Annotated in this window: 19 protein-coding genes and 1 pseudogene; 11 read left to right on the top strand and 9 right to left on the bottom strand. The window is 61.5% G+C overall.

What is annotated here, in order from left to right; genetic code table 11:
* From U5A56_RS27795 to U5A56_RS27760, 8 genes are all read left to right on the top strand, one after another.
* A complete protein-coding gene (locus U5A56_RS27795; RefSeq protein WP_321925632.1) occupies positions 1-1,167 on the top strand; it encodes an iron-containing alcohol dehydrogenase in 1,167 nt (388 codons plus the stop codon).
* The gene (locus U5A56_RS27790) at positions 1,164-2,441 is read left to right on the top strand and encodes a four-carbon acid sugar kinase family protein (RefSeq protein WP_321925674.1); all 1,278 of its coding nucleotides are present in this window, start codon (positions 1,164-1,166) and stop codon (positions 2,439-2,441) included. Before U5A56_RS27795 ends, U5A56_RS27790 begins: the two co-directional genes overlap by 4 nt.
* Positions 2,442-2,452: 11 nt before the next feature.
* A complete protein-coding gene (gene pdxA, locus U5A56_RS27785; RefSeq protein WP_321925631.1) occupies positions 2,453-3,478 on the top strand; it encodes a 4-hydroxythreonine-4-phosphate dehydrogenase PdxA in 1,026 nt (341 codons plus the stop codon).
* 136 nt (positions 3,479-3,614) lie between these two features.
* Positions 3,615-5,033 (top strand): sodium:solute symporter family protein, encoded by a 1,419-nt coding sequence (locus tag U5A56_RS27780; protein WP_124523039.1) that lies wholly within the window; start codon positions 3,615-3,617, stop codon positions 5,031-5,033.
* Between the two features lie 23 nt (positions 5,034-5,056).
* On the top strand, positions 5,057-6,244 hold the full coding sequence (locus U5A56_RS27775; RefSeq protein ID WP_124523037.1) for a sialidase family protein: 1,188 nt from the start codon (positions 5,057-5,059) through the stop codon (positions 6,242-6,244).
* Between the two features lie 104 nt (positions 6,245-6,348).
* Positions 6,349-7,155, top strand: coding sequence for a DeoR/GlpR family DNA-binding transcription regulator (locus U5A56_RS27770; protein WP_124523035.1), 807 nt, complete (start codon positions 6,349-6,351; stop codon positions 7,153-7,155).
* Between the two features lie 11 nt (positions 7,156-7,166).
* Complete coding sequence (locus U5A56_RS27765) at positions 7,167-7,871, top strand: SDR family NAD(P)-dependent oxidoreductase (protein WP_124523033.1); 705 nt, start codon at positions 7,167-7,169, stop codon at positions 7,869-7,871.
* Positions 7,872-8,232: 361 nt separating this feature from the next.
* Positions 8,233-10,056, top strand: coding sequence for a DUF4365 domain-containing protein (locus U5A56_RS27760; protein WP_321925629.1), 1,824 nt, complete (start codon positions 8,233-8,235; stop codon positions 10,054-10,056).
* Positions 10,057-10,323: 267 nt separating this feature from the next.
* Here the strand turns inward: U5A56_RS27760 and U5A56_RS27755 are convergent, their stop codons facing one another.
* The 6 genes and pseudogenes from U5A56_RS27755 to U5A56_RS27730 all read right to left on the bottom strand — a co-directional run bounded on the left by U5A56_RS27755 (position 10,324) and on the right by U5A56_RS27730 (position 15,068).
* Positions 10,324-10,698, bottom strand: coding sequence for a hypothetical protein (locus U5A56_RS27755; RefSeq protein WP_321925676.1), 375 nt, complete (start codon positions 10,696-10,698; stop codon positions 10,324-10,326).
* A 52-nt stretch (positions 10,699-10,750) separates the two neighbouring features.
* Entirely contained in the window at positions 10,751-11,602 is an 852-nt protein-coding gene (locus U5A56_RS27750) for an FRG domain-containing protein (protein WP_321925628.1), read from the bottom strand.
* Positions 11,603-11,881: 279 nt separating this feature from the next.
* A complete protein-coding gene (locus U5A56_RS27745; RefSeq protein ID WP_321925627.1) occupies positions 11,882-12,310 on the bottom strand; it encodes a hypothetical protein in 429 nt (142 codons plus the stop codon).
* Positions 12,311-12,413: 103 nt separating this feature from the next.
* A pseudogene (locus U5A56_RS27740) lies at positions 12,414-13,568 on the bottom strand (PDDEXK nuclease domain-containing protein).
* Complete coding sequence (locus U5A56_RS27735; RefSeq protein ID WP_059448531.1) at positions 13,565-13,843, bottom strand: HU family DNA-binding protein; 279 nt, start codon at positions 13,841-13,843, stop codon at positions 13,565-13,567. The pseudogene U5A56_RS27740 and the gene U5A56_RS27735 overlap by 4 nt, the downstream one beginning before the upstream one ends.
* 601 nt (positions 13,844-14,444) lie before the next feature.
* Positions 14,445-15,068, bottom strand: a complete 624-nt coding sequence (locus U5A56_RS27730; protein WP_321925626.1) for a hypothetical protein — start codon at positions 15,066-15,068, stop codon at positions 14,445-14,447.
* A gap of 572 nt (positions 15,069-15,640) precedes the next feature.
* Between U5A56_RS27730 and U5A56_RS27725 the strand changes: the two genes are divergently transcribed.
* Positions 15,641-16,474: a DUF932 domain-containing protein gene (locus U5A56_RS27725; RefSeq protein WP_321925624.1), complete on the top strand. Its 834-nt coding sequence runs from the start codon at positions 15,641-15,643 to the stop codon at positions 16,472-16,474.
* A gap of 212 nt (positions 16,475-16,686) precedes the next feature.
* On the opposite strand, the gene U5A56_RS27720 is transcribed toward U5A56_RS27725, so the two are convergent.
* The 3 genes from U5A56_RS27720 to U5A56_RS27710 form a co-directional block, all read right to left on the bottom strand.
* A complete protein-coding gene (locus U5A56_RS27720; protein WP_321925622.1) occupies positions 16,687-17,391 on the bottom strand; it encodes a protein mobD in 705 nt (234 codons plus the stop codon).
* A gap of 9 nt (positions 17,392-17,400) precedes the next feature.
* The gene (locus tag U5A56_RS27715; RefSeq protein ID WP_081070249.1) at positions 17,401-17,862 is read right to left on the bottom strand and encodes a hypothetical protein; all 462 of its coding nucleotides are present in this window, start codon (positions 17,860-17,862) and stop codon (positions 17,401-17,403) included.
* A 1,097-nt stretch (positions 17,863-18,959) separates the two neighbouring features.
* Entirely contained in the window at positions 18,960-19,268 is a 309-nt protein-coding gene (locus U5A56_RS27710) for a helix-turn-helix transcriptional regulator (protein ID WP_321925620.1), read from the bottom strand.
* A gap of 142 nt (positions 19,269-19,410) precedes the next feature.
* On the opposite strand from U5A56_RS27710, the gene U5A56_RS27705 reads away from it, so the two are divergent.
* Together U5A56_RS27705 and U5A56_RS27700 are read left to right on the top strand one after the other, a co-directional pair.
* Complete coding sequence (locus U5A56_RS27705; RefSeq protein WP_321925619.1) at positions 19,411-19,785, top strand: hypothetical protein; 375 nt, start codon at positions 19,411-19,413, stop codon at positions 19,783-19,785.
* Between the two features lie 122 nt (positions 19,786-19,907).
* Positions 19,908-20,393, top strand: coding sequence for a hypothetical protein (locus tag U5A56_RS27700; protein WP_321925617.1), 486 nt, complete (start codon positions 19,908-19,910; stop codon positions 20,391-20,393).
* Positions 20,394-20,559 lie beyond the last annotated feature (166 nt).

Raw genomic sequence — 20,559 nt, 5'->3', positions numbered from 1 at the left:
ATGACTACCTATCACTTCCAGACCGTCAAGCACATCGTCCATGGCGCCGGCAGCCTCGCCACGCTTCCCGACAAGCTGTCGCTGCTCGATACGGCGGTCGAGCGCATTGCGCTGATCACGCAACCTGCGATGGACGAACTCGGCATCGCCGATCGCGTGATCGAATCGCTCAACGCGAAAGACGTCGAGGTTCGCATCATTCGCGGCGTCGAGCCGGAACCGACCATTGGCAACGTCGAGACAGTTTTCAAGGAGCAGATCGAGCCGTTTGCGCCGCAAGCGATTCTCTCGATCGGCGGCGGCAGCGTGCTCGATGCGGCAAAACTGTTCTCGGTGCGGCTGACCAACGACGAACCGCTGCGAAACTGGCTGGGCATCGACCTGATCAAGCATCCGGGCGTGCCGATGATCCTGGTGCCGACGACGGCCGGAACCGGCTCCGAAGTCACGCCCAACGCAATCGTGACGCTGCCGGACGAATCGCTGAAGGTCGGGATCGTCAGCCGTCACCTGCTGCCGCAGATCGTCATTCTGGATGCAGAGCTGACGCTCGGCCTGCCGAAGCCGATCACGGCCGCGACCGGGATGGACGCATTCGTGCACGCGCTCGAGTCGTACATCTCGACGAAGGCGAACCCGGTCAGCGACATGTACGCGATGGAGTCGATGCGCCTGATCGGCGCGAACATCGTCGAAGCGTACGAGAACGGCCAGTCGCTGAAGGCACGCGAAGCGATGATGCTCGGGTCGATGTACGGCGGCCTCGCACTCACCGCCGCCGGTACCGCAGCGGTGCATGCCCTCGCCTACCCGCTCGGCGGAATGTTCAACGTCACGCATGGCGTGGCAAACGCGATGCTGCTGCCGCATGTGATGGCGTTCAATCTCGATGCGATCGAAGGCCGGCTGTCGAACGTTGCGCGCGCACTCGATCTGGCGTCGAAGGCCGACCCGGACGCGGTCGCGGCACGCAAGCTGATCGACAAGATGGAGGAATGGACCGCAGCCGTCGACATTCCGCAGGACCTGCGCAAGTTCGGCGTGTCCGAAGAACATCTCGACGCGCTCGCGGACGCTGCATCGAAGGTCAAGCGCCTGCTTGGCAACAACCCGAAGGCGCTGACGCTCGACGACATGAAGTCCATCTACAGCCGCCTGCTGCCATGAACGCAGTCGCACAGAGTGCTGCACGGCTCCTGATCGTCGCCGACGACCTGTCGGGCGCGGCAGATTGCGCGGTGGCCGGGCTGCGTCACGGCTTGACGGCCATGGTTCTGCTCGACGCGGAGCGCGCACCGGCCCAGGCGAGCGGCATCGACATTCTGTCGGTCGACGTGGACGCGCGCCGTACGTCGAAGGAAGAGGCGGCCCGACGCAACGTCGCCGCCGTCGATTCGCTGTCGCGTGCCGGCATGCGCATCTACAAGAAGGTGGACTCCACGCTGCGGGGCAATGTCGCGGCTGAGGTCGCCGCGCTGGCGTCGCGCCTCGGCATGGCGATCGTGTGCCCCGCCTACCCGGCATCCGGCCGTACCACCCGCGACGGGCGGCAATGGGTGCGCGGCGTACCGGTCGAAGCAAGCGAATACTGGCGCAACGAGAACATCCCGGGCAAGGCCGACCTGGTTGCGCTGCTCTGCGCCGAACATCTGCGCATCGCGCATGCGTCAATCGATGCGGTACGCGGCGAACCGGACACGCTCGCGGCACACCTGCGGCAACTGCAGTCAGACGAAGTGCAAGCCGTCGTGTGCGATGCGGAGTCCGACGAGGATTTGCAACGAATCGCCCGCGCATCCGTCACGCTCGAGCACGTCTTCTGGGTCGGCTCGGCAGGCCTGGCCCCTGCCGTCATCGAAGCGCTGGAGCCGCCGCGCAGCATGACGGGCAAGGCGGTCGACAGTCAGGATCCGCAAGGACCCGTGCTCACCGTCGTCGGCAGCATGTCGAGCGTTTCGCATGCGCAACTGGACTGCCTCAAGGCGAACGCCGGCACCGACCTCGTCGCGCTTGAAGTCGCACTCGCGGCGCTCGACGCTCCACATAGCGACGTAACGACGGTCGTATGCGAGGCCCTGCGTCGCGGCCGCCATGTGGTGGTGTCGTTGAGCCAGGCGCAGCGCGGCGACGTGAAGGACGGGCTGCTGTTCTGCAACCGTCTCGCGACCTTGCTGGCGCCCGCCGTGCCCTATGCAGGCGGAATCATCGCAACGGGAGGCGAGACGGCGCGCGCACTGCTCACCGCGGCCGGCGCGAGCGCGTTGCGGGTCGTCGACGAAATCGAGGACGGCATGCCGCTGCTCGAATGCCAGCTGCAAGGCAAGGCACTCCCCGTCGTGACCAAAGCGGGCGGCTTCGGCCGGCCCGAATCGATCCATCACGCTTGGTGTCGGCTTGCGAATGCACGCAAGACGGCCGACACGGCGCAATCCAATCAGTGAAGGGAACTGCCATGGACAACCGTCCCATCATCGGCATCACCATGGGCGACGCGGCCGGCGTCGGACCGGAAATCATCATGAAGAGCCTCGCCCATGCGTCCGTGTACGAGCAGTGCCGCCCCGTGGTCATCGGCGACGCCGCGCGCTTGCGGGACGCCGGTCGCCGGGCGGGCGTCGATCTCGAGGTTCGCACGGTCGGCCAGCCGTCCGGCGGCGCGTTCCGCGTGGGGGTCGTCGATTGCATCGACCTCGCGCTCATTCCGGCGGACCTGCCGTACGGAAAGCTGTCGCCCGTCGCGGGAGACGCCGCCTATCAATACATCGCCCGCACCGTCGAACTGACGTCGAAAGGCGAGCTCGACGCAATCTGCACCGCGCCGCTCAACAAGGAAGCGCTGCATGCCGGCGGGCATATTTTCCCCGGCCACACGGAAATGCTCGCACACCTGACGGGCATCGACGAAGTGTCGATGATGCTGGTCGCGCCGAATCTCCGCGTGATTCACGTGACGACGCACATCGGCCTGCTCGACGCGATCCGCAAGATCGAGCCGGGCCTCGTGCAACGCACGATCGAACGTGCCCATGACACGCTGGTTCGCGCCGGCATCGCGAATCCGCGCATCGGCGTGTGCGGGATCAACCCTCATGCCGGCGAGAACGGCCTGTTCGGCTACGGCGAGGAGGAAGAGAAGATCGTGCCGGCGGTGCAACTCCTGCAGGCGCGCGGGTGGGACGTGGAAGGCCCGCTGCCAGCGGACACGCTGTTCTTCCGTGCGGGCCGCGGCGATTTCGACGTGGTCGTCGCGATGTATCACGACCAGGGACACGGGCCTGTGAAGGTGATGGGCCTCGAAGCCGGCGTGAACGTGACGGTCGGCCTGCCCGTCATCCGCACATCGGTCGACCATGGCACCGCGTTCGACATCGCCGGCAAGGGCATCGCCGACGAACGCAGCCTGCTGGAAGCCTTCCGCCAGGCCGTGGATCTTGCGACACGACGCAACGAGGCGTCGCCCGTCGCCACCGCCGCGTAAGCGACACGAGCGACACGAGCGACACAAGCGGCACAAGCACGACACGCATCGACCCGGGAGCGATACCGGCAGACACATGCCGGATCGCTCGACGCACCCGAACGTACATCAACCGAAGGTAACGTGGAGACAAACGATGGCCACCTTCAGTTCCTGGGATACAGCCACCATCATCGGCATGGTTGTCATCTACATCGTGATTACCAGCCTGATCAGTATTCGCCTGCGCAGTCGCAATTCCGAACAGTTCATGGTGGCCGGGCGGTCGATGCCCGCGCTGGTGGTCGCCATCCTGCTGATGTCCGAATTCATCGGCGCGAAATCGACGGTCGGGACCTCGCAGGAGGCCTTCTCGGCCGGCATCGCGGCGTCGTGGTCGGTCCTCGCGGCAGCCATCGGCTTTCTGCTGTTCGGCCTGTTCATGGCCAAGCGCCTGTATGCGTCCGGTGAGTTCACGATCTCCGGTTTCATCGCGCAACGCTATGGCCACGGTGCCAAGCTCGCCGTCTCGGCGATCATGATCTACGCGCTGTTCGTCGTGAACGTCGGCAACTACGTGAGCGGCGCGGCGGCAATCTCCACGGTCATGCACATCAACCTGCCGACGGCCGCCGTCATCACCGCGATCGTCAGCACCATCTACTTCGTCTGGGGCGGCCTCAAGAGCGTCGCGTACCTGACGGTCGTCCACAGCGCGGTGAAGCTGCTCGGGATCGCGATCCTGGTGGGCGTCGCGTGGAAGCTGTCGGGCGGCATCGCGCCGATGGCGCAGCACATGCCCGCGCACTACTTCACATGGAGCGGTGCGCTGTCGGGCGGCACGATCGGCGCGTGGATCATCGGCACGGCCGGCGCGATCTTCTCGACGCAGTTCATCATCCAGGCCATCTCGGCCACCCGCAGCCCCGAGGGCGCGCGTGCGTCTTCGCTGATCGCCGCATTCCTGTGCGTGCCGATCGGGCTCGCGCTCGGCTTCATCGGCGTGACGGCGAAGTACCTGTACCCGAACATCAAGAGCCTGTACGCGCTGCCGGTGTTCCTGCAGCACATGAACCCGATCCTGGCCGGCATCGTCACGACGTCGCTGGTGGCATCGATCTTCGTGAGCGTCTGCACCGTGGCGCTGGCCATCGCATCGCTGATCGTCAAGGACTTCTACGTACCGCGCTTCCATCCGACGCCGGACGTCGAACTGAGAATGACGCGCTGGATCTCGCTGGTCGTCGGCTTCCTGCCGCTGATCTTCGTGCTGTTCGTCCCGCAGATCCTCGCGCTGTCGTTCTTCAGCCGCGCGCTTCGCCTGTCCGTCTCGATCGTCGCGCTGATCGGCATCTACCTGCCGTTCTTCAGCGGCAAGCGCGGCGCCGTGTCGGCCCTGATCGTCGCGACGATCGCCACGACGCTCTGGTACCTGCTCGGCAATCCGTTCGGCATCGACAACATGTACGTCGCACTCGTGTCGCCCGCCATCGTGCTGGTCGTCGGCAAGCTGCTGTTCCATGGCGAGGACTCAAACCTGCGCGACAAGCGCCTCACGCACCGCGAATCGCACTAACCTCGCAACCTCAGAGATATTTCATGAGCACGAACCTCGTTGAAGCGGCGAGCGCCGCGTCGGATCATTGCGTTCGCACGGCATATGCGGACGCGGAACGGCAAGAAGCGTTTCTGCCGACCGCATGCGTGCAGAACCACGCGGCCAACCTGCACACCCTCGCGAACGGCGACCTGCTGTGCGTCTGGTTCGGCGGTACCCAGGAAGGCATTCCCGACGTGTCCATCTACCTGTCGCGTCTCGCGGCCGGGACGAGCGAGTGGTCGCAGCCCCGGAAGCTGTCGGACGACCCGACCCGCTCCGAACAGAACCCGGTGCTGTTCACCGCACCGGACGGCCGCCTGTGGCTGATCTACACCGCGCAGTTGTCAGGCCACCAGAACACCGCGATCGTTCGCCGCCGCGTGTCGATGGACGACGGCATCACCTGGGGCCCCGTCGAAACGCTGTTCGACCGCCCGGGCACGTTCGTGCGCCAGCCGATCGTCGCGCTCGACAGCGGCACGTGGATCTGCCCGATCTTCCTGTGCCGCACGGAGCCCGGCGAACGCTGGGTCGGCAACGACGACGTCAGCGCGGTCATGGTGTCCGACGACGAGGGTGCGTCGTGGACGCTGCACGAGGTACCGGACAGCGTCGGCTGCGTGCACATGAACGTTCACGTGCTGCACGACGGCTCGCTGCTGGCGCTCTACCGCAGCCGCTGGGCGGACTTCGTCTACGCGAGCCGCTCGACGGACGGCCGCACGTGGAGCGCGCCAGAGCCGACCGACGTGCCGAACAACAACTCGTCGGTTCAGTTCACTGTGCTGCACAACGGTCACCTCGCGCTCGTGTTCAACGAAAGCGATGCGTCGCACAGCAAGGCGCGCCGCGCATCGCTGTACGACGACATCGAAGACTCCGAGGACAGCGGCGAGCTGCGCGACCAGAAGGCGTCCGCGCACGGCACCGCCTTCTGGGGTGCGCCGCGCGCGCCGATGTCGCTGGCCATCTCCGAGGACGGCGGCAGGACGTGGCGCCGCCGCCGCAACCTGGAAATCGGCGACGGCTACTGCATGACGAACAATTCGGCGGACCAGCGCAACCGGGAATATTCGTATCCGTCCATCGTGCAGTCGGCGGACGGCGCGTTGCACATCGCCTTCACCTGGTTCCGCCAGAAGATCAAGTACGTGCGCGTCGACGAAGCGTGGGTTCGCGGTCGGTGATGCCCGCCGGTGCCACTGGCCGGTCACCGCGGCAATTGGATAAACTTGTCGGTCGCGAGGCGCGGACCAGCGCGCCCATTCGATCAGACCAGGAATTCACGCACATGAAAGTGACCAGGCGCCGGGAGGCGATGCTGCAGGCCGTGCTCGGTGGCATGACGGACGTAGCGACGTTGTGCGAGCACTTCGGGATGTCGGAAGCGACGGTGCGCCGGGACCTGCGGGCGCTGGCGAGCGACCGCCGCATTCTTCGCACGTACGGCGGTGCCGCCGCGGTGGGCGGCCACGAGCCGGAGGCGTCGCTCGAGGAACGGCGCATCAGCTCGCAGGAGCAGAAGGAAGCGATCGCGCACGCGGCGAGCGCGTTCGTCGAAGCCGGCGACACCGTGTTCCTCGACGGCGGCACCACGACGGCGGCGCTCGCGCGCCTGCTTGCCGGACGGACGGACGTGCACGTGGTCACCAACAACCTGCTCGTCGTGAGTCCGCTCGCGTCGTCGGGCGTGCCGGTGACGGTAATCGGCGGCGACGTGCGGTCGTCCAGCATGAGCACGCTCGGGCCGCTCGCGCAGATCGCGCTGAGCCGGTTGAGCGTCGACAAGGCCTTCCTAGGCGCCGATGGCGTGGTCGCCGAACTGGGCTTGTGCGAGGCAAGCAGCGAGCAGTCGTATCTGAAGGAGTGCGTGATGCGGCAGGCCGCCGAGGTCTTCGTGCTCGTGACGGCGGACAAGCTCGGGCGCGCAAGCCAGCAACACTGGACGCCTCTCGAGCGCGACTGGACGCTCGTGACGGATGACGGCGCGCTGCACGAGCAACTCGAACCGTTTCATGCGCAGGCGCGGGTCACGGTTCACGCAGTCGGCACAAAACCGGCGACCGCCTCCGGCAGTTCACCGCAGGTTCAAACGTAACGGGAGAGATCGTGGCGCAACGGGAGCAGTCGGGTTCGGTTTCACGTCATGCCGTCGTCACCGGTGCGTCGTCGGGAATCGGCCGCGCAATCGTCGAGCGGCTGCTCGCCGACGGCTGGCGCGTCACCGGACTGTGCCGGTCGCACGTCGAAACGGCGCACGATTCGCTGACGATCGTGCCGGTCGACGTCACCGACTTTGTGGCGCTCGCGCCTGTGTGCGACGCGCTGGGCGCGGTCGACACGCTCGTGCATGCGGCGGGCTTCATGCGCACCGCGCCGCTCGGCCAGCTGTCGCACGACGACGGCGCGGCGATGTGGCGGCTGCACGTCGAAGCCGCGACGTTTCTCGCCGATCGCCTGGTGCCACGGATGCCGGCCGGCGGACGCATCGTGCTGCTGGGCAGCCGCACCGCCAACGGCGCGGCCACGCGCAGCCAGTATGCGGCGACCAAATCCGCGCTGGTGGGCCTCGCGCGATCGTGGGCGGCTGAACTCGCGCCGAAGGGCATCACCGTCAACGTCGTCGCGCCCGGTGCAACGAACACGCCGTTCCTGCGCGATCCGGCGCGCGCGGCAACACCCCCGAAGCGTCCACCGATCGGGCGATTCATCACGCCCGAGGAAGTCGCCGCGCTGACCGGCTTTTTGCTGAGCCCTGATGCAAGCGCAATCACCGGCCAACAGATCGTCATGTGCGGCGGTGCATCGCTTTAACCTAGCGCGGCGCAGCCACGAACGCACGCAACATCGCTGGCGGGATAAGTTCCACTATCCTGCTTGCGCATTAGCCCAACGTCAGGAGCTGTACGAGACAGCGAATGGCCATTCTGGCGCGCCGCGAACGACTCTGAACGACTGCGTTCGGTCACTCGCACCCATGCGGGGAATGTCAGCTTTCGGAAACCGGTTCTTGTCATTCATGCTGGCAGCCTGATGCCTTTTGCTGCAGCCATTTGTGCCCCCCAGTGGGTCTGATTAGAATAGTTGGCAACAAAGTATTCGGCGAAAGAAAGCGGGTGCACGCTCGGTCGCCGAACGGCCAGCTTGCAGCAATACAAATCGGATCCCCATTGAAATGAACGCAAAAGAGATCGGTCGAGCCGCCGGGCGAATTTTCGCCTTCCACTTGCCGCCCAACTGGATTTTCCGTAGCCAGGAAGACCAGGAGGACTATGGGGTGGACGGTGAAATTGAAATTGCTAGCCCTGAAGACAAGGCTACCGGTTTTATCTTCAAGGCGCAGATCAAGGGGCAACTAAAGGTCGCCTACATAAATCAGGGAACGCAGATCTCGTTCGACCTGTCCGTCGACCGTCTACGTTACTACATGGAGCAGATCGAGACACCGATTATCCTCGTCGTTGTTGACGTGACCGACAAGAAAATCTTCTGGGTTAGCCTTCAAGACAACAAGAAAATTGCAGAGGATCTCGCCAAGGCCAGCGAAAAGAAGCAGAAGACAGTGACGGTTCATCTTCGAGCTGAAGACACCATCCCTGAACGCACCAGCGAATTGCTGAGTGCTGTCGAACGGAATATGAACGGGCTACGCCTACACGCCCTGGAAAGATTAACGGAACCCATCGACGCACTGGTCAAACATTCTCACGACGATGCACTGAAGGCCTTGTTGGAGCAGAACAAAAAGGTAGCGTTCAACATCTTCAATGAACAGTTTGAGCGCCTTTACCATGCGGGCAATTTCAAGGAACTGGTCGCGGCGGCGAAACGAGTGATCTACTCTTCGACAGAGCTGGTCGAAACGCGGATCTGCGCCGGACTTTACGTGGAGCGAGTGGTTCAGGTCGAAGCTGGCAGGCGTAATCCTCATGGACTTGCGGCTCTTGCGGACCTGTACGCGTTGATGCTGACAATAGTTCGGCACGAGAAGGCTTCTGCACACTTGAGGCGCTATTTGATGACGCTGGCACGCGTGCTACGTCTACAGGTGAAAGTAGAATCCGACTATCAGTACTTCATCACGTCAACGCGGTTCCCGCGTGAGAGCCTCACGGGGTGGATCGTCTCAACCTCGCGTGCGCAGGCGAGTGGGCGTGCATCACGCGAGGTGGTGAAAACGGTGCATCTGATGAACAGGATGATTCTTGCCGGTGAGTATCATACCGTCATGGATGCCCTGCCACGATTAATACCCCCCATCGCATTGTTCACACTTCGATTGAGACAGGAGAAGTTGGAGAGTCAGGCAGATCGCCTCTCGTCGTGGCTCAAGTTCTGCGTTGATCTGGCCATCGACGTGGCAAAAAGCACCGGAAACCAAGAAGCTCTCGCAGCTATGATTACCCAAAACGCGTTCTCTGCGCTCGACGAGGCTGGTAAACCAACGCGTATTGAAGAGTCCTTTGTGCTCTCGGAGAGTATCGAAGACCCTCTTCTTCGGGAACAAGTCCAAAAGCACCTGCAAGAATTCAAAGCCCAGAACCAGCAGGTACAGCATGACATGACGCCGAAGCAGGAGATTGAGGCGTTCCGTGCTCGCGCACTCGCTCTGGGATTTAACGTCGACGACCCCAATGATGAAATGGGGCAGATTATTAGACAGGGCCTGCTTGACTACAACCCTGAGCGGGTCGTTAGAGATTGCGAATCGCTAGTGATGATTCCCGCACAGGCGCTTGGTGTTCCGGCCCAGATGGTCGGTCTTCCGTCTGCGGGGATGAAATGGCTGTACTGCCTCAAGTTGGGTCACGCCATGGCAGGGTGGCGGCTCGACGATATTTATACAGCGCCAATTCCGGGCGCAGGCTTCAAATCAGTCCATTGCGATTCCTGTGAATTTCGCCAGCCCAGAAGCACGGACTGGAGGTGGACAAGCAAATGGCAAGAAAGTCTTGCGGAGGAACATGGCGAGATATACATGGGTCTTGGTAGGCTTTGACGGCGCGCTGCACAATAGCGAGTTGCTGCTCGTCAAGAGACGTTCGTGAAGAGAATGCGAAGGGCCGCTTGTGGCCGGGAGCAGGCGGACGCAGTCGACCCCGGATGTCCCACAGCACTGCTTTTCCAGCATAGATGACTGAGCTTTAGGCAGAGCGCGTCCTGTCTGAATTCAGCGCTTCGACCGGCCGTGCGTTGCGCCGGGAATCGGTCTAGAAATCAGGGCGTTACCGCCGGAACGCTTGGTCCACTACGCGAGTTGACAAATTTAATGCGGACGTAGGCGAATTGACGACATTATTTTGAAGCGCCCGTAAATAAAGTCGTCAACTCGCGGGCCGAAGGCCTTGATCCACAAGGATTCTGGGGTGACGGAATTACTTTGCTCCACGCGTCTGGATCGAGCCTCACGCCTGCCCGGATCCCCGTCGCCCCGTTTTCCTACCTGCGCCCCCCGTCGCCCGCTTGACCGATCGTGGCTCGACGGGACAACGCAGAGTCGCGACTCGCCGCGCCGCGCTGCCAGTCGCGCGTAATACTTCGCCGCTTCCTGGCGCATCTGTTGCTGTTCCGCATTCACGTAGATGGTGGTGGTCTGCAGCGATGCGTGCCCGAGCACCTGCTGCAGCACCTCGAGCGCCATGGCGGAGGCAGGTCGAGCTGCTGGGGACGGTTGGCCACGGGATCGTGACTCCTCAGAAATTGCTAGCGCCGGGCGATGGCTGGTCGGCGGGATACAGGATGTCATCCGTGATTCGGCCGGCGACCCCGTCGAGGTCCGGGAACAACACGCCGCGATTGATGCCGGCCCGCTGAAGCTGCCCTCGGATGATGCCAAATCTCTCGCCTGGAATGCGGATATAGCGCAGCCGATCGCGAAACTCAGGGTTGGTGTCCAGCGCGAAATACTTCGTGTCGAGCCCACTCTGCTTGCCGCGATGCACCGTGAACCAGCCATCCTGGGCAGCGATACGGCGAGAGACATGGCGCGGCTTCAGCAACCGTGTTCGACCGAGTCGGAGCGGATCTTTGCTCTCCTCGGGCGAGATCAGGTCGTCGTGCGCGACGGGCAACATCCACACGGCGCCCGGCCACACGCCACGGCCCTCCTCGCTTTCACACGAACGGTTCTCGCACGGTTGCCCGACGGCCGGTTTTTTTACAGCGAACCAGAGGGCCGACAACGCACTCCCCGACCAATCCAGCAAACGGGTGGGCATCGCGTGGTGTTGCGCGATCGCAAGCCAGTCGGCGTTCGTCAAGTCCACGGTCGATTCGATGTGAGGCAGGGCACGCTGCTTGAACTCGTCGAGCATGCGTTGCTCGGTGTTGGGCCGCAACCGCAGTTGGTATGGTGCGCGTCCAATTGCGGGCACAAGCCGCCACGACTCCACCTCCTGGCCGCGAAACAACGGGAAATCGAGGCTGATCACGTCGACGCTGGCAAGCCACTTGTCGACGTGTTGTAGAAAGCTCACGAGGTCAGTCGCTTCCCCGACACATTGGGCATCGCGGAGATTCGGATCGAGACTGGATGAGGTGCTCATCGGTGAGTCCTTTGTTCGTGGGTCAGGGTACCGTCATCCTGATGCCCCTTTATTCCACTAGATCCCGCCACGGAATAGAACCACTTAGACAAAGAATATCGCGGTGCCCTTTGACGATACAACTACACACGCCCTGACTCACTTGCTAGAGTTTCTACGTAGAAACTGTCGACTACGAGGTCCACACACAGATCACGCATTGGCTGCGCCAACTCGCAGATTTATCCGTGCACATCAACCGCCGGCGTATTCGCCGCGACAGGCAGAAAACGTTCAGCATCAGTCCGATTCGTTCGGCAAGTTAAAGGAAGGCGTGCCAACATGCTGCACCTGTTCCAGTGCTTCAAGATAGCGATGGACCGGCACCGCAGCAAGTTGCTTATCATGAACACGAAGCAACGCTTCGAGTGCAGTCCGTTCCGCGGCTGTAAAAATCCACTTGCCACCCCGCTCTGCCCGCGCAATGCATTGGTTGAGTGCGAAATCCGCGGAGCGATACAGTTCCGCTTCGCCGTCGGAACGTAAATAGAACGCGAGCGCGAGTATATTGGACAGCGTGGCGATCGCCTCGACATCACCAGTGCCGCCGCAAAGCAGCGCAAGTACGAGGTGGTGCTTGAGAGAAAGACGACGGACCTGGTCAACCGGAAGAGGTAGTAGTTGCGCCTTCGTCAGTGGCCGTCGGCGCACGGTAGAGTGTTTTCGCATAGCTTGATTGCCGTGCCAGCAACATCAAATTTTACCGGGCGACCGCTTCATCGTATTCGCCGATCCGCGCGTGTTTAAGCACTTCGGAACCTCGGACGGGAAGTCACGCCTTGCGGCCCCGGCGCTCCAGTTCGATCCTGGTACGTTCCAATTCCCGAGCAAACGTGGCCTCATCCGGCAGGACCGTCTGATACTCCGCCGCGAGTATCTTGTTCGGTAAGTTGTCGAGTGCATAATGCGCCTCGGCCGCGCCTTTTTCTGCACACAGAATCAAGCCAACCGGAGGGTTCTCGCCGGGTTTCATCCAATGTTCACGCGCGTAGTTGAGGTAGAGATGCATCTGCCCCGCGTCCGCATAGCTGAAGCGCCCGACCTTCAAATCGATAATGAGCAGGCATCGCAAGCGCCGGTGAAAAAACACGAGATCGACTCGAAACCAGGTGTCATCGATCCGTAGACGCCGCTGCCGACCTATGAACGCAAAGTCATCGCCGAGCTCGAGGAGGAAATCCGCCAAGTGCTGGATCAAGGCCGCCTCGAGATCCGACTCCGAATATTCGTCCTTCATGTCAAGAAATTCGAGGACAAACGGATCGCGGATCGCTTCCTCTGGCGATAGAAGATCGCCGGGTTGCGCAACAGCCGCCTTCCCGAGCAAGGACGCCTTGTTGCGTGACAGCACCAGCCGCTCATAGAGCTGACTGCTGATCTGACGGTCAAGCTGCCGCACAGACCAGCCCTCACGCAGCGCTTCAGCCTCGTAAAAGTCGCGAGCAGCTTGCGCTTTCACCGCGAGGAGGCGAACGTAGGCGGACCAGGGCAACGGAAAAGCCTGAGCGATAGCATTCAGCTCAAACGCCACGCCCGGCGGCGCCTTCACCGCCGCCTTGGTTGATTTTGCAGACGCTGTCGGGACAATCCGGGCGGGCGTGGATTATGCAGACAGTGTCTGCACAATCCGATCCGCAGGCCACGTCAAGTAAAAGGCGCGCATCTGTGCGAGATTGCGCCATCCGAAGCCGCGACCGAATCGCTCTGACAGATCGGCACCCAAACGGCGGATCACCGCCTCGCCATAAGCGGCCCGTCCCTCCCCGCCCTGCTCGAACTCAACGATTCGTCGCCCGATCTCCCAATAGGTCGCCGTCATCAGGGCGTTCACCGTGCGAGCCGTCGCTTCGCGCGCCGACGCGACTACATCAGCAATTTCACGGTGCAGTCCCGCATAAGCGGCCTGCCCAACCTCGCGCTGCGTCACAGTGCGTTCACCACGTCCTTGAACGCCTTGCCGGCGGTGAACTTCACAGTATTCGCGGCCGGGATGGCAATCTCCGCGCCCGTCGTCGGATTACGTCCCGTGCGGGCAGTGCGCTGCCCCTGCGAAAACGCGCCGAAACCGATCAGCTGTACCGATTCGCCGCGACTCACCGCGTCCGTGATCGCGTCCAGGACCGCCTGGACGGTTTTGCTCGCGTCAGTTTTGCTGACGCCCGCGCCTGCTGCGACCGCGTCAATGAGTTCCTGCTTGTTCATGAACAGCCTCGGCAACAAAGTCAAAGCTGCACCCTACCTCATCCCGCTGCACACACGCAAATCGCTGGCCTCCGCCCCACCACTGCCTGCGGCGGGCAGCCCACCAATAAACTCCGGCTTACACCTGTCGCAGCCACGCTCGCCAAGAGCAATCGCGAACGTCTTCCGCCCGGCCAGCGCTCACACAACCAGCGGGCCGGTGCGGGTGTCATCACTCGCGCTGACTACGTGGTCCGGCTTCCGGTGTCGCACAACCTGACTGTTTCTCCAGCCGAATCTGCCCGGCCGACCTGCGCGGACTACGGCATCGGTTCGTGCCGCGTCTCCTGCCTCCCCTCTGCCCGCCACCGGCAGCCGGGCCTCGACTCAACTTTAGTCGTGTGCGCCCCACGAGCCTGGGGCGTTCGCTCGATGTCCCGAAGTGAAGGGTAACATAGCCCTTACTATGTTCCCCTTCATTTCAACAGGTCCGACATGGCGCGGACGCGAGCCGTCACGGATCAAGAGTAAGAAGCTTGAGCGCTTCCTCATCGCCCCTGAGCTTAACCACGAGCATCAAACCAAACGCCGGTCGTCGGTTTGGCGCGATAGCGGCAACACGTCACTGCTCGTCAGGAATGGGCTCTCCGACAGTCACGTTGGCTGCTGCCTGCCGTTGCTTCTCCCGAAACGCCCCACGCTTCGTGCTCTGCTCCGCAATGAACTGCATGAGTTCGCTTTTCAGATCGGCATCCGGCACGATGGGCTTCCATGGCGCAACGTCATGCCTCGTGCGCGTCAAGTGAGATAGTTCCAACGCCCTCACCGCAGCCTTCGCACATTCGAATTCCACTTCTGCACACCAGTCGATCGGATCGCCGTATTCCCACTCCGCGGACAGGGACTGACGGGTCGAATGCAGCGTGGCCGGAAACTCGTGGAGCTGAGAGGCAACGTTGTGTTTCAACCATTTCCAATCGATCGGCTCCGGGAATACGAACGGAGGTAACGCAACGCCACGGAGCGGCTCATACGTCTGCAAGCGACCGGCCTCCCCCCTGGCCCAGTCAGCGCGATGCATCATCGATCGGGCTTCCCGCGCATAGCTTTCCAGCAACAGCGCGACCGTCAACGCGACATGCCGCGCTTCGCGCCTGCTGACCCTGGCCTCCCGCAATTCATTCCAACTCAGCGTGACGACCGAGCTCACAAAGCCGGCGACGCCGCCAACTTTCAGCAGATCCATCCAGCCGCTCTGCTTAAGATACTCGATCCACTGAAGCCCCATACCCACCCCCATGTCCTTACGTCGGCCCCGGTATACGGGGCGGCTAACTTCCGATGCCCATATGGTTCCGAGCGACAGTGAACTTCGGGCGATCGAATGCCCGAATCCTGACCCGATTCACGCTTACCGCACCGTTCGCCCCGAAATCCAATACACCTCAATCACTTCCGCTCCGGCCGCGAAAGTTGCTCACAGCGTTGCCCCAGAAACTGTGAATAACCGGGGTCTCGTCATTCTTCCGGTCGAACTCTTGCCTTGGCCTGCGCCTGGCACCCAGTTTCCTGCCCTGTCCCGCGACCGTAGCCGAGGGCGGGACGGGATCAAGGGGCGAGGGACCGGGTTGCCCGCACCATCCCTCGCCTCCTTCCTTGACACCGTCCCGCCCTCGGCTCCTTGGGTCGCACGGGCAGGAAACAGGGTGTCAGGCAAAAGCAAAAGCCAACCCCGAGTTCCACCGGGAGCGTTTTCCGCGTAAGCGGCACGGTCATCCCACAGCCCGCCGTTCAACCCTTTTTGCTGTGGAGATTGCCATGCAACTCGCTTCTTCCTTCCATTACAGCTCCCCGATGCTTCGGGCTGACTCGCCCCTCTCGGACAATCAGATTCGCCGCGTTGCACCGTCCATCTTCGGCGACGGCAAGCACGAAAGCCGCTCGGAGCGCTACACCTACATTCCGACCATCGACGTATTGCGAGGCCTGCGTAATGAAGGATTCCAGCCGTTCATGGTCTGCCAGACGCGCGTGCGCGATCAGGGCAAGCGCGACTACACGAAGCACATGCTTCGCCTTCGCCACGCCGAGCAGATCAATGGCGACGAAGCCAACGAAATCGTGTTGTTGAACTCGCACGACGGCACGAGTAGCTATCAGATGCTCGCCGGCTTGCTGCGCTTTGTCTGCCAGAATGGCATGGTTGCGGGCGACAACGTCGCCGATATTCGCGTGCCGCACAAAGGGAACATCATTCAGAACGTCATCAATGGTGCGTTCGACGTGCTCGACGGTTTCGAGCTGATTCGCGAACAAAAGGAAGGCATGCGCGACGTTTCGCTGAACCGTGACGAACAGCAGGCGTTCGCTCGCTCCGCGCTTGCGCTGCGCTACGATCCAACCGATGCCGAGATTCCTGCTCCGATCACCGAAAGCCAGTTGCTCGCTCCCCGCCGTTTCGAGGATCGCCGCGACGACCTCTGGACGGTGTTTAACCGGGTGCAGGAAAATCTCACGAAAGGCGGGCTGCATGGACGCTCGCGCACCGGGCGTGCAATGTCCACACGCCCCATCACCGGAATCGACCAGAACGTAAAGCTCAATCGCGCCCTATGGATGCTGGCCGACGCCATGCGTCAAATGAAAGTGTAAGTGCCGTAGGGCGGCATCGCGTCGCCCTACTCAAATCAATCCCATCAGGATAACTATTCATTTTGTCCTGACAGACTCTCCTTGGGTCCGTCATATAAGCCATATCACTGCCGCCAAACGGCAGTTGGCAAAGTCTGTGCGTCTCCCGAATATTCTCACCGACCGGGACGTTCCGACCTCGAATAACAAGCGCGCGAGCGCCCCTGGCGACCTCACCGCACCAATTGCACATGATCTGTCAGCTTGGCGAACATCGTGCCGTATATCGCACGCCAGCGCAGCAGTTCCGCCCGCTCACCAATATGCATCGTTTGCGCCGCCTTCCCGACCGACAGACGCTGGCTACGCAGTTCGTCCGCGACGCGATCCGCAAGGTCTGGAAAATCCAACGATTGGCCCTGTGCTTCAACGGCGTTGCGCAATTGTGAGTCCCGATAAAGGGTGAATTTATCTGGAGAACCAAAGTAGCCGTTGCGCACAACATGCGTGATTGCGTTCGGGAACGTCGCGCCGAACTTGAGCAGCAATTCGAGACTATCGCGTTGCCGGTTGATGACCCACAATACGACCAGACGCCGGGCGAGCTCATCGAGCGCCCTAGCGAGCGTTCCGCCGTACTGCTCGACACCCGCCTGACTCCGGGCTGCCGTGTTGACGACAACGATTGCATCCCGGTGCGTATCGCAGAAGTTAACAAAGTCGATCCAGCCGCTGACGTCGTCCAAATTACATGACGCGCACTCGATTTCGGCATGGACCGCTTTCATAACATCAGGATTGGACGTGTCCGTCTCCACCAGCACGACGTCGATGTCCGTGCGTTGCAGATAGTCGACCAGCGCCAGCGTCACAAAACTCTTGCCGACGCCACCCTTGCTACCACCGACCATGTAGATGGGGGGATTTTTACTTGCCATGTGAGACCTCTACAAGTTCTCGGTATCCGGGCTGATCGGAAATCCAAGAAAGCCCTGTACCTGTTGCCCCGGCCTGGTTGTCCTCGTGTTCTCTTTCTGCTGCAATCCCGTGCGCGGCGGGTTATCGCGTGACGCATTGGCCCGTGCTGACTTCCTGCCTCGAGCAGGCGCTGCCGTCTGCTCTCGTGCCGTGTCTCGATTGCCTCGTCGCCCCCTTCCCTTTCCGTCCGCACGGCGCATCGCATATCTCAGCGAATTGAGATTCACGTCGATGCCTTCTTGCGCGGCCTGCTCTATCAGTTCATACAACGTATATCCCTTCTCCCGCGCCGCCACGATCTGTGTCTGTATAGATTTGACACCGTCCCCCACCTTGACAGGTTGCGCGTCTTTCGGTTTTTCAGGCAACGCATCCAGCCTGCGACCGAACGCTTCCCACTGCCCTCGAGTGAATCTCCTGGCAACCGCCATGACAACCTCCGACGCACATCCTTCACTGCATCTTGCGCACGCGTTTACGCTCCGTCAACCCTCGTTCTATGTTGTTTTCGACGCAAACGGAATGTAGAGGAATACATAGGAATATGAAGGAACAAGAAATATTTTTTTCTCGTCAGACGCCTCATCTGGCTTCTCATTCGCGCGCGTATGGACACGAATTGCAGTGAGCGCTGCTGCCCGTCGATTCGCGCTGAAGAGCAATCCAGAACGCATTCGATGCCACCGGCGCGCACTCGGCACTCACCTCTTCTGCCCGGCCCTTTCAACGTCAGCGCTACACGCGCGCACCGGCGTTACGCAGACATTCACCGCCGCGCCACTGCGGACCAAACTCGAGTACCACCGGCACGACCCGACGCGGTGCGTCGGACGCACCAATCACTCAAGACATGCTTTCAGGCATTCACCATGCGTTTACACGTGATGCGCTCGAGATCATGCGATCGTGTATGCCATGCTCACTTCTTCACACCGCTACCTCAAACGCGCCGCACACGGCAATTACACGGACGCGATTTCAAAATACGCATGGCTTGCACATCGCGCATACGGAAGTCACTCTCGACAGAGAAAACAAGATGAAAAATGAGTGACGGCAGGATAGGCTTGCGCCGGTTTTGGGCGCCATGCACATCTGAGCTGCGCGGAATAGACGTTAGAGCGATGGAACGCCGCTTCGCGACCTGTGGAAGTTCGGCTACTGTCCGGCTGCGCCTCAGCCCTGCAATAGTCCGCATTCCCCCGGCAACATATCTCAATGGTCAGCGGCGCACATTAGGAAGTACATCGGGTCCGGGCGATCGCAGGAAATACCGCTTCCAACGGCGTCCATATCTAACGAGGCCGGTCGCCATCATAGTGCTGCCCGGTTGAGGACGGCTGCGTCGAAGAGGCCGGTCGTCGTTCCTAGGCAGAGCCGTTGACGGGACTTCTTCTAGCCGAAGAGGTATTGGCCTTACACGTCGCCCCGACTTCTTCTACAGGTCGCGATCGTCAGATCGTACGGTCCGGGAACGTGCCGACTTCTTAGCCACCCTACGAATCATCGTTCTGTTTCGCACGGTGCGTTATCCACCCATGGTCTCCATAAGCGCCAGCATTGCAATGCGCTGATCTGCGTCGAGGGCCCTGTATCGAGACAAGATCTGCTGTTCCTCAACAGTCGATGCAAGCGTCGCGACCTGCCCAGTAAGCAGGTAGTACACATCCACGCCGGCAGACGCCAGTCCGACTAGGTAATCGGAATTCGGTCGGCGCGTCCCTCGCTCGTAATGAAACTGAGCCTGCTTATGAACCCCACCCAGCTCTGCAAATTCGGGCTGGGTCAAGCGCATGCGCTTGCGTTCCTGCTTCAGGCGTGTCGGAAAATCATCCATTTGTCATGTTTTGTTCGTTGACAATGGTACAGATGAGTACTAATCTCGTCATACCATTTGACTTCTCGATGTTACCGCACGTTGTCGAGCGGGGTTCCACCATGCCTGCTCGCACGAGCGGCGAATCGGTCCGGAGGAAACCATGGCCAACTACATACTCCGCGGCGCGCTACCGGTCGGTACCCAATTTCGCCGTGCACACGCCGAAAACCTCGCCAACAGATTGACCGAACAGGTCGATGTCGACGTTTATTTTGCCACCGACCCCGTGGCGCACTGTCTAGCCATCTGCCTCACAGGCGCGCTATTACCGAACGCATGGCTCGCGGTGGAGAAAGTGCTTGCCGACTTTGCGCAGAAACACGCGAGCGCCGCTGCAATTTTCACCAGGAATTGGGCCGGCGACGTTTCATTCTTGCCGCTCGGCCTTGATCGCCACATCGACCTCTCCCGAGATTCCATCATCTGGACCCGCAGACTGGAACGCTGCGCGTCGACGGTGCATGGCGACTCCTGAATTTTCTCACGATCGCCCAGCACGGCAGCACGCCGTCGCATGGCCGCTGGCCGCCTGTCCCACGCCGGAGCATCCAGTCAGTCGCTTGACCCGTCCGGCGAAACATCAGCGGAGTGACGATCATGGACATCGAAGATGCCCTAGACAGGGGCGAATATGTATTGTGCGGGGCAATGCCAGTGGATGCAGATATGGAACTCGAGCATCTCGAAAGCGTTCGTCGGCACTTGGGCGGCATTGCGGACGTATATCTCGCGCGTGACGATGCGGCGAACACTGTCGCGATCCGCCTATCTGGATCCATTTCGCGCGACGATGCGAAGGTGATCGACCGACGGATCCAGAAGTTTGCACACGATCATTGCAGCGCTGGCGCCATCCTGTGGCGCGGGTGGAACAATTCGTGGAAATGGTTCGTGGTGGGGTTGGATTGGCAAGCTCAATGCCTGTTGAAGCTTGCCGCAGCTGAGGAGCAGTTCGAGCGCCTCGAGGACCGGGGCTTCGATTTCATTTTCTGGGTCCATCTAGATGCGACCGCCAACGGCGATCACAATCAACGTGGCAACCCGGTTGGTCGCCTTTCAATTGAGGCCGAAAGGCGAGAGTGACTTGTGATCAGCATTACGCCATTGGGGCGGCGACGTCATCAGTGGTGTGCAAGTTGTACAGGGCGGCCGAAGTCGCTACAACCGGAATACCGATCCGGACGCCGCATGGCTCGGTGGAAGTACCGCGCCGTTCCCGCGAGAACCACTCAACGTGTGGGGGCAAATG

The sequence above is a fragment of the Burkholderia sp. BCC1998 genome (assembly GCF_905339875.1).
Lineage (GTDB): Bacteria > Pseudomonadota > Gammaproteobacteria > Burkholderiales > Burkholderiaceae > Burkholderia.
The sequence above is the reverse complement of the archived record's forward strand: the minus strand, read 5'-3'. Positions and strand labels throughout refer to the sequence as shown.